This is a genomic window from Streptomyces sp., assembly GCF_035563135.1.
GTDB lineage: Bacteria > Actinomycetota > Actinomycetes > Streptomycetales > Streptomycetaceae > Streptomyces.
In genome coordinates, this window is record NZ_DATMVN010000765.1 from 1 (window position 1) to 11,303 (window position 11,303).

General features: G+C 72.4%; 5 protein-coding genes. 4 read left to right on the forward strand and 1 reads right to left on the reverse strand.

Features of this window, described 5'->3' with window-relative positions; translation table 11 throughout:
* Positions 1 to 185: 185 nt before the first annotated feature.
* Positions 186 to 1,664, reverse strand: a complete 1,479-nt coding sequence (locus VN520_RS34075) for an aminotransferase class I/II-fold pyridoxal phosphate-dependent enzyme (RefSeq protein ID WP_325750814.1) — start codon at positions 1,662 to 1,664, stop codon at positions 186 to 188.
* A gap of 428 nt (positions 1,665 to 2,092) precedes the next feature.
* On the opposite strand from VN520_RS34075, the gene VN520_RS34080 reads away from it, so the two are divergent.
* The 4 genes from VN520_RS34080 to VN520_RS34095 all read left to right on the forward strand — a co-directional run.
* Complete coding sequence (locus VN520_RS34080; RefSeq protein ID WP_325750815.1) at positions 2,093 to 2,578, forward strand: hypothetical protein; 486 nt, start codon at positions 2,093 to 2,095, stop codon at positions 2,576 to 2,578.
* Positions 2,563 to 2,937, forward strand: coding sequence for a hypothetical protein (locus VN520_RS34085; protein WP_325750816.1), 375 nt, complete (start codon positions 2,563 to 2,565; stop codon positions 2,935 to 2,937). Before VN520_RS34080 ends, VN520_RS34085 begins: the two co-directional genes overlap by 16 nt.
* Positions 2,938 to 3,479: 542 nt before the next feature.
* Positions 3,480 to 4,385, forward strand: a complete 906-nt coding sequence (locus tag VN520_RS34090; RefSeq protein WP_325750817.1) for a sterol desaturase family protein — start codon at positions 3,480 to 3,482, stop codon at positions 4,383 to 4,385.
* 135 nt (positions 4,386 to 4,520) lie between these two features.
* Positions 4,521 to 11,303 (forward strand): polyketide synthase (locus VN520_RS34095; protein ID WP_325750818.1); only part of this gene is annotated, 6,783 nt, incomplete at its 3' end.

Genomic DNA, 11,303 nt, shown 5'->3' on the forward strand with positions numbered 1-11,303 from the left:
CCGCCGCGGTGCAGCAGGGTCGGCCGCCGTGGCCGAACCACCCGGACCGTTCGGGCAGGCCACCGGCCCCGCCGTGGCATCACCCGAATTGATGACAGGGATTCGGGGGTTCCCGGCGGCCGTACCTCACCGCCGCCGTCATGGAGCCTCTGTACGAGACCGTACTCAAGGGCCGCGGCGCCCGGTCAGTCGGCGCCGACGTCGTGCACGGACACACGAATCGTGCCGAGCGTGCTGTCGGCGGCATCGGGGATGAGCATCCCCCCGTCGACACCGGTCCGCAGGTAGTCCACTGCGGCCCGGTCGAGCAGTTCGCCGGGGAGGGCGGCGGGGATTCCCGGGGGATAGGGCGTCAGCATCTCGGCGCAGATCCGGCCGACCGCTCTGTCCGCGGGCACCTGCTCGACGTCGCCGAAGAAGGCGTCGCGCGGAAGCGTGGCCTGCTGGAGGCGGAGATCGCCGGGGTCCGGGATGCGGATGTCCGGGGCAGGCGGCAGCTCGTCGGCACGGGCCACCAGGTCACGCAGGCCGTCGAGGAGCCGCTCCGTCGTCGTGTCGTCGTCGGCATGGGTGAGCTGGGCGTTGATGCGCCGGTGGTCGGACGTGTGCAGGTTGATGCGATGGTTCCGGCGCATCCAGTCGGCGGCGTCGTAACCGCTGAACTTGACCGCGCTGAGGTCGATGAAGACCTGTAGGGGGTCCATGTCGAAGGCACGTCCGGGTGCACAGAAGTCATCACGGTCGTTGACGTGCAGGCCCTCGATGTCCTCGATGGCCGCGCGCACCCGGCGGGTCCTTGAGAGGGTTTCGTCCAGGATCTCGCGGCCGTGTTCCACCATCTGGCGGCGCCAGCCGTCCAGGGCCGCGTAGATGAGGACCGAGGGGCTGGTGGTGTCCAGCAGGTCGGCGCGGGAGGCGAGGGTCTGCGCGGTGATCAGGTCGCCCTGCAGGTGGAAGACCGATCCCTGTTCGAGGCCGGAGCCCATCTTGTGGACCGACGTGACACACACGTCCGCACCGGCGTCCATGGCCCAGGCGGGCAGCTCGGGGTGGAAGGGCAGGTGCGCTCCCCAGGCTTCGTCCACGATCAGCGGTACGCCCCGCTCGTGGCACAGCGTCGCGATGGCTCCGATGTCGGCGCAGGTCCCGTAAGGGGTGGGGCTGGTGACCAGCGCACCTCGCGCGTCCGGATGCTGTTCGAATGCCGCCCGGAACGCCTCGGGGGCCGGCGGGTGGGCCAGATGGAGCTCGGGGTCCCACTGAGGATCGACCCACACCGGGCGGATACCCGCGAGGATCAGCCCGGAGATGACTGATTTGTGCGCATCGCGTCCGACCAGAAGTTTCTCATGCGGTCCGGCGGCGGACAGCATGGCGGCCTTCACCGACAGCGAGCTTCCACAGGTGGAGAAGAACGTGTGCTCGGCGCCCACGGCGTCGGCCATCAGGTCTTCCGCCCGCTTCAGGATCCCCTGCGACGTGGTCCGGTCGTCCAGCCCGGACACAGCAAGCATGTCCGCGCCGAAAAGAGCGTCTCCCAGCACGGCCCGCACTCTTGGGTCAGCCCCCCGGCCCTGCTTGTGACCGGGGGGAGTGAACGGCAGTTGTTCCTGCGCCTGGTATGCCCTCAGAGCGTCCAGTACGGGAGCTTCGGAGTGGTTCATGATGTGCGGCTTCCCGGCACGGGGAAGGCGGAAACGACATGGGGGGCCGGCGGGCCGCCGCCGAGCCGGATCACCATGGCTCCGCTGACGCCGCTCAAGGAGTGGGCCCCGACCGGTCCCCGGACAGCAGACCCCGCCCTCTCACCAGGTACCGACGGCGAAGCCTGCCGCACGCCCCAACAGGACTGCTCAGCCCTCCACACCCGCTCGTACTGGGGGTATGAAGGCATGGCGAGCGATGACGCCGTACAGGCCGCACGGCGCCTTGCCGGTCAGGCCCACCTGGTGGGGCGAGCATCAGGGCGAGAGCCCTGGCGCGAGGTGCTGATGTGGATCAGCCGCGGGCGGTCCGGCCGACGACGGAGTCGCCCGGTCATTCCCGAACTGGGCACCCCACGGCAGGACACCATCTCTGCTGAGCGAACCGGATGGCGCCGACGCGCGGCCGACCCGGCGAGTCCGTCTTCGCCGTCGACTACACGATCTGCAGCCGCTGCCGACTGGAATGGGTCGAGCAGCCTCACTCCGACCCGCCCTGTCAGCGATGCGGCCTGGCTACCGCTGGCCTCGCCGCCCTGCGCGCCGAACATCCGGGCATCGTCCGGCAACCCCTCGGTGGCCACTTCACCGACTCCCAGGTGCATTGCTGTGTTCTGAGCGGCCCGCGCGAGGGCGAAGAGCAGCCGTTGGAGGGCGTGTCGGCCATAGAAGGGCAGACGGGCGTCGTGGAACGGCGTCACGTCGAGAGTGCCCAGCGCGAAGCGCTGGAGCGCGTCGAGTTCTTCTTTGCAGCCGAGTTCGACGAGGAGTCGGACGCGGTGCGCGGCCCGCCACCTCGCATCGTGTTCGGGGTCACCGAGGACCGCCCACAGATAACCTGCGAGGCATTCTGCGGTCTTTGCCGGTTCGGCTGAAGGCCGGCGCCTTTGACCACCTCGACCACCCCGACGTGAAACAGGCCCTCCAGATCGTCCGGTGGCGCCTGGACCGGGCCACCGGAGAACTCACGATCGAGCGGATCCACCTGATCACCAGCCTCGCCCCCGGCCCCGAACTCGCTTCCTGGATCAGAGGCCACTGGGGCATCGAGAACCTTCTGCACCACGTCTGCGACCGGACCTTCCGCAAGGACGACTCCAAGGTCCGCACCGGTCATCCGCACCGCACCATGGCCTCCCTGCGCAACCTCGCCATCGGGGTTCATCGCCAGGACGGTGCCGCCAACATGGCCGCGGCCCCTCGACGCGCCGCCCGCGACTACCGCCGCCCCTGACCGCCCTCGGGCTCACCTGACGGACCCGGACAAGATCACTTCACGCAATGCCCCTGCCCGCACGGGAGCCTCCGGCGGCCGGGGATCGTCCCTTGTCCGACCGCCTGCAACGTTGACGGGCCGTCAGGTTGGGTGGGCCTGTACACCCGGGCCATTCTCCCCTTGCGGGCTCCTGTGCGGTCCGGCCGCCGAGTCGTACGGCTCGTGTTCCGCCCGTGGCCCCGCACGCGCTCCCACGGGGCGATGGTTTCGGGCATATCCGCCGGGCCCGGGACCACGCGGTAACCGCTCTACGCGGGTGGCGACCGGCATGGCCGGCGCCGCCCACGCGAGTGCGGAAGCGTTACTTCCGGTCACCGGCACCCCGCGTCCTCCACTCCGCCCCACGGGCACCGAACAATGAAAAGAACTTCTTCTTATAAATTACCCTCGTGCGCCCCCCTTACCGCGCTGGCCAAAAAACGCCGTCCACCCATTCACGGCCCCTCGCGTCCACTGCTACTCTGCGAACTCCCTATTCGGATGTGATGGAGATTCTCCGCATGGAAGATGGACCCGATACGGGGTCGCTGCCGGCGAATGCGTGGACCACCGGCGCGTCCGCCCGCGAGTGTCTCCGCTATGCCGCGTACCCGATTCTGCTCCTGTCCGCAGTCTGGCTCTTCACCTCGGTTCTGCGCTTCGACTGGGACCGGGGCCGGGCCGTCCAGCTCTTCCTGATCGGCACCATCGTCTATCTCGCGGCGCTGGAGCGGCTGATCCCGCACCGGACCGACTGGCACCCGAGCGGCCGGGAACTGTGCTGGTACGCAGCCTATTTCGGATTCACCATGGCCGGCGCCGTGCTCGGCCAGTCGGTCGTCGCGGCCGTTCTGGCCGCGACCCCCGTCACGGGACCGGGGCTCGCGCTCGGGGCCGAGGTGCCCCTCGCGCTGCTGGCCTCCTCACTGACCGGCTACCTCGCCCACCGCTGGGCGCATTCCAATCGGTGGCTGTGGAAGGTACACGGAATTCATCACGTCCCGGGAAAAGTGAACGTCGCCAATAACGGCGTCAACCACCTACTGGATGTCGCCTTCAAACAGGGCACGGTCCAATTGACGCTGGGATTTCTCGGATTCTCCGCCGACTGCCTTTTCGCGGTGGCGCTTTTCACCCTTGTCCAAGGTTATTTCGTGCACGCGAACGTGGACGTCCGACTCGGTCCGCTCCACCACGTCCTGGCCAGCCCCGAGCAACACCGGCTGCACCACAGCGCCGACCTGGCCGAGGCCGGTCACTTCGGCGTGGACCTCTCGGTCTGGGACCGCCTCTTCGGCAGTTTCACCTGGCGACCGGACCGCCGCCCGGCGATCGTCGGTGTCAAGGACCCCGCCACGTTCCCGGAGACCGGCTCGATCGTCGCCAGCCTGCTCCACCCCGTGCGCCGCCCGCCCCACACCGCGTAGTCCCCCGTACCGCACACCCACTCCGTACCGCGACCTCCCCGCCCCGTACCGCGCAGTCCCGCGCCGTACCGGCGTCGTGCCCCCATACGCCCCCGCCCGGCCCGTACCGAGGCGTCGTCCCCACCGGATTGGACCATGACGGACTCACCCAGCGCCGCCCACCGCGACAAGGTCGCCATCATCGGCATCGGCTGCCGGCTCCCCGGACACGCGGGTGACCACCGGTCCTTCTGGCGCAACCTGATCGAAGGCCGGGACTGTCTCGTCCCCACCCCGGCGGACCGGTACGACACCACGACCCTCGGCAGCCGCGACCGGGCCAAGCCGGGCCGGCTGACCGGCGGCCGGGGCGGTTACATCGACGGCTTCGACGAGTTCGACCCCCACTTCTTCGGGATCAGCCCGCGCGAGGCCGAGCACATGGACCCGCAGCAGCGCAAGCTCCTGGAGGTGTCCTGGGAGGCGCTGGAGGACGGCGGGCAGCGGCCCGCCGAACTGGCCGGGCGGGACGTCGGCGTCTTCATCGGCGCCTTCACCCTGGACTACAAGATCCTGCAGTTCGCCGACCTCGGCTTCGAGACGCTGGCCGCGCACACCGCGACCGGCACGATGATGACGATGGTCTCGAACCGCATCTCGCACTGCCTCGACTTCCGCGGCCCCAGCGTCTCGATCGACACGGCGTGCAGCTCCTCCCTGGTCGCGGTCCACCTGGCCTGCCAGAGCCTGCAGCGCGGCGAGAGCGAACTCGCCCTGGCCGGAGGCACCCTGCTGCACCTCGCGCCGCAGTACACCATCGCCGAGACCAAGGGCGGCTTCCTCTCCCCCGACGGACGCTCCCGCGCCTTCGACGCCTCCGCCGACGGCTACGTACGGGCCGAGGGCGTCGGCGTCGTGGCGCTCAAGCGCCTCCCGGACGCGCTGCGCGACGGCGACCCGGTGCACGCCGTGGTGATCGGCAGCGGGGTGAACCAGGACGGACGCACCAACGGCATCACCGTGCCCAGCGCCGACGCCCAGGCCAGGCTCATCGAGCGGGTCTGCGCCGAGGCGGGAGTGACACCGGGCAGCCTCCAGTACGTCGAGGCGCACGGCACCTCCACCCCCGTCGGCGACCCGATCGAAGCGCGGGCGCTGGGCCGGGTGCTGGCGCAGGGCCGGGCGCCTGGGGCGCGGTGCTACGTCGGCTCGGTCAAGACCAACATCGGGCACACGGAGGCCGCCGCCGGCGTCGCGGGCCTGATCAAGACGGCGCTGGCCCTCCGGCACCGCCGCATCCCACCGCACCTGAACCTCGAACAGCCCAACCCCGCCGTCGACTTCGCCGCGCTGCCCTTCGAGATCCCGACCGCACCGGTCGACTGGCCGGAGCACGAGGGACCCGCGCGGGCGGGCGTCAACTCCTTCGGCTTCGGCGGCACCAACGCCCACGTCCTGCTGGAGGAGGCGCCGCCCCGCCCGCCGGAGGAGCCGCGCGCGACGGCCCGGACGCCCGCCCGCTCGGTCCTCCCGCTGAGCGCCCGGCACGCGTCGGGCCCGGCCGAACTGGCCGCGGGCGTCCGCCGCGAACTTGCCGCCGGAGTGCCTCTCGCGGACCTCGGGCACACCCTGGCCCACCGCCGCCAGCACTTCGAGGAGCGCCTCGCCGTCGTCCACTCCCCCCTCGGCCCGCCCGGCTCCCTCGACGAGGTACTGGCCGCCTGCGAGCGCGGGGAGCAGCACCCCCGGGCCGTGCGTGGCCGCCTCCGGGAGCCCGGGGCGCAGCGGCTGGTGTGGGTGTTCACCGGCATGGGGCCGCAGTGGTGGGGCATGGGGCGCGAGCTCCTGGACGCCGAGCCCGTGTTCCGGGAGGCGGTCGAGCGCTGCGATCGGGAGGTCCGGCGCCAGGCGGGCTGGTCGCTGCTCGACGAGCTGACCCGGCCCGAGGCGGAGTCCCGGATGGCCGAGACCTGGCTCGCCCAGCCCGCCAACTTCGCCGTCCAGGCGGGGCTCGCGGCGCTGTGGGAACACCACGGGGTGCGGCCGGACGCCGTCGTCGGGCACAGCACCGGCGAGATCGCGGCCTTCCACCAGGCCGGGGTGTACGGCCTGGAGGACGCCGTCCGGATCGCGCTGGCGCGCAGCGCCCTCCAGCACCGGCTCGCGGGCACCGGCGTGATGCTGGCGGCGAACCTGTCCGAGGAAGAGGCCGAGCGGCTGGTCCGCCCGTACCGGGACCACGTGTCGGTCGCCGCCGTGAACAGCCCGGCGTCGGTGACGCTGTCCGGGGACCGGGACACCCTCGGGGAGCTCGCCGGGCGGCTGGAGCGGGAGCAGGTCTTCGCCCGGTTCCTCGACGTCGAAGTGCCCTACCACAGCGTGCGGATGGACCCGATCGAGGCCGAGCTGCACGAGGCGCTGGCCGGGATCGCGCCGCGCGCCGCCGGTCTCCCGCTGTATCTGACCGCCCGCGAGGGGCGTGCGCGGGGGCCGGAGCTGGACGCCGCGTACTGGTGGGAGAACGTCCGGCGGCCCGTCCGGTTCCGTGCCGCGGTCGACCGGCTGGTCGACGACGGGTACACGCTGTTCCTGGAGATCGGTCCGCACCCGGTGCTCGGCCACTCGATCCGGGAGTGCCTGGAGGACCGGGCCGTCGAGGGGGTGACGCTGCCGTCGATCCGGCGCCGGGAGGACGAGCCCGAGCGGTTCGCCCGTTCCCTCGCGGAGCTGTACACGCTGGGCGTCGACGTGGACTGGTCGGTGCTCCAGCCCGTGGGGCGGCCGGTGCCGCTGCCGGCCTATCCGTGGCAGCGGGAGCGGTACTGGGTGGAGCCCGCGCCGGTGGAACAGATCCGGCTCGGCCGGCTGGACCACCCGCTGCTCGGCCGACGCACCTCCGCGCTGCAGCCGACCTGGGAGAGCCGCCTGGACACCGAGCGGCTGCCGTACCTGGCCGACCACCGGATCGAGGACAGCACGGTCTTCCCGGCCGCCGGGTACCTGGAGATGGCCGCGCAGGCGGTCCGGGCGCTGACCGGCGGCGACACGGCGACCCTGGCCGACGTCGAGTTCTCCCGGGCCCTGTTCCTGCCCGACGGCGAGGCGACCACCGTCCAGCTCACCTTCGCCCCGGAGGAGGCCGGGTTCACCATCGCCTCCCTCGCCGGTTCCGGGACCGGGGCTCCGGACCGTACGGTCCACGCGAGCGGGGTCGTCCGCACCGGGCAGCCACGCCGGGTCGCGGAACCGCTGGACACGGACGCGGTACGGGCGCGGGCGGGGCGTCGGCTCGACCGGGAGGCGTGTTACGGCGAGCTGGCGGCGCTCGGCTACCGCTACGGCCCGGCGTTCCGGGCGATCGACGAGGTGTGGACGGCGCCCGGCGAGGCGCTGTCGCTGATCCGGTCCACCCCGGGCATGGGCGACGGGGCCGCGGACTGCCATGTGCACCCCGTGCTCCTGGACGCCTGCTTCCAGACCATGCTCACCGCGGTGACGCCGGACGACGGCCGGTCCGCCGGGATCCGGCTGCCCGTCGGCATCGCGGAGCTGCGGCTGGACGCGGTCGGCGACCAGGCCCTGTGGGCGCACGCGACGGTGACCGCGGAGAGCGACGAGGAACTGGTCGGCGACCTCGCCCTGTACGCCGAGGACGGGACGCCGCTCGGCCGGATCAGCGGCTTCCGCGCGGCGGCGGTGGACCGGGCGGCCTCCTCGGTGAAGCTCGGCACCATCGACGGCTGGCTGGCCGAGGTGGTCTGGGAGGAGACGCCCACCGAGGCGCCGGGGGACGGCGGGACCGCCGAGGGGACCGGGGACGGTCCCGACGGCTCCCCCGCGCCCGACCTGGTGGTCTTCGCCGACGAGGGCGGGCTCGGCGCGCGGATGGCCGAGGCGGTCGTGGCGCGCGGCGGGCGGTGCCGGCTGGTCCGCCCGGGCAGCCGATACCGAAGCGGGGCCCGGCACATGACCGTGCGACCCGATTCGGCGGCCGATCTGCGCAGGCTGTTCGACGAACTCGGGCCGGGGTTCGGAGCCGTGGTGCATCTGTGGAACCTCGATCTGCCCCCGCTGGACACGGTCGGCGCGGCGGACCTCGACGGGATCGGCACGGTCGGCGGCTACTCGCTCGTCCTGCTCGCCCAGGTGCTGCCCGAGGCGTGCCCGGAGGGGCGCCTGCACATCGTCACCCGGGGCGCCCAGGCGGTGGTGCCGGGCGAGCCGGTGGAGCCGTTCGGCGCGCCCGCCTGGGGCATCGGCCGGGTGCTGTGGCAGCAGGAGCTCACCGGTCACAGCGGCAAACTGATCGATCTCGACCCGGCCGGGTGTCCCGGCGAGGCCGAAGTGCTGCTGCGCGCGCTCACGGCGGACGACGGCGAGGGCGAGATCGCGCTGCGGTCCGGGCGGCGGCACCTCAGCCGGCTGCGTCCGCCCGCGGGGCTGACCCGTCCGCTGCCGCTGCGGCTGCGCGCGGACGGCGCCTATCTGGTCACGGGCGCGTTCGGGGCGCTGGGGCGGCTGCTCTGCCGCACCCTGGTACGGCGCGGGGCCCGGCGCCTGGTCCTGCTCGGCCGCACCGGCGTGCCGGAGCGCGGCGCGTGGCGGGGGCTCGATCCGGGCGGCCCCGAGGGGCGGCGGGTCGCGTTCCTGCGCGAGCTCGAAGCGCTCGGCGCCGAGGTGCTGGTCGCCGCGGTGGACGTGACCGACGCGGCGGCCATGGAGGGCTGGCTGGCCGGGCGTCGGGCCGCCGGTCTGCCGCCGGTGCGGGGCGTGTTCCACCTCGCGGGACAGGTGCGGGATGTCCTGCTGCCGTCGTTGGACCGCGAAGCGTTCGACGCGGGCTACGGGCCGAAGGTGCACGGCGGGTACCTGCTGCACCGGCTGCTGCGCGACGAGCCGGTCGAGCACTTCGTACTGTTCGCGTCGGTCGCCTCGCTGCTGACCACGGCCGGTCAGGTCAACTACGCGGCCGGGAACGCGTTCCTGGACGCGCTCGCCCATCACCGCCGGGCGCTCGGTCTGCCCGCGCTCAGCCTGGACTGGGGGCCGTGGGCCACCGGCATGATCGAGGAGCTCGGGCTGGTCGCCCACTACCGGGACGCGCGCGGGATGAGCTCGCTGGCGCCGGAGGCGGGCATGGCGGTCCTGGAGCGGGTGATCGGGCAGGACCGGGCCCAGTTGCTGGTGGCCGCGGTGGTGGACTGGCCGGTGTTCCTGTCCTGGTATCCCACCCCGCCGCCGCTGGTGTCGGCGCTCGCCGCCACGGCGGCGCGGGAGGTCCCGGCGGGGCAGGGCGGCAGTCTGCTCGACGCGTTCCGCGCCGCCGACGAGGCGGCGCGTACGGCGTTGGTGGCCGAGCGGTTCGCGGCCCTCGCGGCGGGTGTGCTGCGGGTGCGGCCGGAGCTGGTCGACGCGGACGCCCGGCTCGGCTCGCTCGGTCTGGACTCGCTGCTCGCCATGGAGCTGCGGGCCCGGACCCACACCGAGCTGGGGGTCTCGCTGCCGGTGGTGGCGCTGCTCAGCAATGGGCCGGTGAGCGAGCTGACCGAGCGGCTGCACGCGGGGCTGACCGAGCTCGCGGCGGCCGGGGGCCCGGTGGCGGAGACGGCGGTGGAGTTGTTCACCGACGAGACGTGCTACCCACTCACCCACAACCAGCAGGCCCTGTGGTTCCTCCGGCAGCTCAACCCGGACGGCTTCGCGTACAACATCGGCGGCGCGGTGGAGGTGCGCGCGGAGCTCGACCCGGAGCTGCTGTTCGATGCCTTCCGGACGCTGATCGCCCGGCATCCGAGCCTGCGCGTCAACATCACCACCGAGGACGGGCGTCCGGTCCAGCGGGTGCGGCCCGAGACCATCGCCGACACCGGTCTTCTCGATGTGGCCGGGCTGCCCTGGGACGAGGTCCGCGCCCAGCTGGTAGCGGAGTACCGCAGGCCGTACGACCTGGAGCGGGATCCTCTGGTGCGGCTGCGGCTGTTCCGACGGGCCCCGGACCGCTGGGTGCTGATGAAGGCGGTCCACCACATCGTCTCGGACGCGATCTCCACCTTCACCTTCATCGAGGAGCTGTTCGAGGTCTACCACGGGCTGCGCACCGGCCGGCCGGCGGAGCTGGCCCCGGTCCGGGCCCGCTACCTGGACTTCCTCAACCGGCGGAACCGCTTCCTGGCCGGGCCCGAGGCGCGGCGGATGCTGGAGTACTGGCGGGAGCACCTGCCGCCGGAGGTCCCGGCGCTCGAACTGCCCACCGACCGGCCGCGCCCACCGGTGCAGACCGACAACGGCGCCTCCGAGTTCTTCCAGCTCGACGACGAGCTCAGCGCCCGGGTGCAGACGCTGGCCCGGGAGCACAACGTCACCGTGTTCACGGTGCTGCTCACCGCGTACTACCTGCTGCTGCAGCGCTGGTCGGGGCAGGACGAGATCGTGGTCGGCAGCCCCGTCACCGGGCGCACCGAGGAGGAGTTCGCCTCCGTCTACGGCTACTTCGTCAATCCGCTGCCGCTGCACGTGAACCTGGCCGGGGAGCCGTCGGTGGCCGAGCTGCTGGGCCGGGTGCGGGACACGGTCCTCGGGGGCCTCGACAATCAGGAGTACCCGTTCGTGCTGCTCGTGGAGCAGCTGGGCCTCCAGCACGACCCGAGCCGCTCGGCGGTCTTCCAGGCGATGTTCATCCTGCTCACCCACAAGGTGGCCGTGGAGCGCTTCGGGTACACCCTGCAGTACATCGAACTCCCTGAGGAAGAGGGGCAGTTCGATGTCACGCTGTCCGCGTACGAGGACCGGTCCGACGGGCGCTTCCACTGCGTGCTGAAGTACAACACCGACCTGTTCGACGCGCCGACGGTGCGTCGGATGGCCGCGCACTACCGGAACCTCCTCGACGGCCTGACCCGCGCGGAGGGCGAGCGCCCGGCGGGACGGCTGCCGATGCTG

What these genes read in the sequence shown, in the direction of transcription:
- VN520_RS34090 (WP_325750817.1), top strand. Translation starts at nt 3,480, where the DNA reads ATGGAAGATGGACCCGATACGGGGTCGCTGCCGGCGAATGCGTGGACC.
- VN520_RS34075 (WP_325750814.1), bottom strand. Translation starts at nt 1,664, where the DNA reads ATGAACCACTCCGAAGCTCCCGTACTGGACGCTCTGAGGGCATACCAG.
- VN520_RS34080 (WP_325750815.1), top strand. Translation starts at nt 2,093, where the DNA reads ATGGCGCCGACGCGCGGCCGACCCGGCGAGTCCGTCTTCGCCGTCGAC.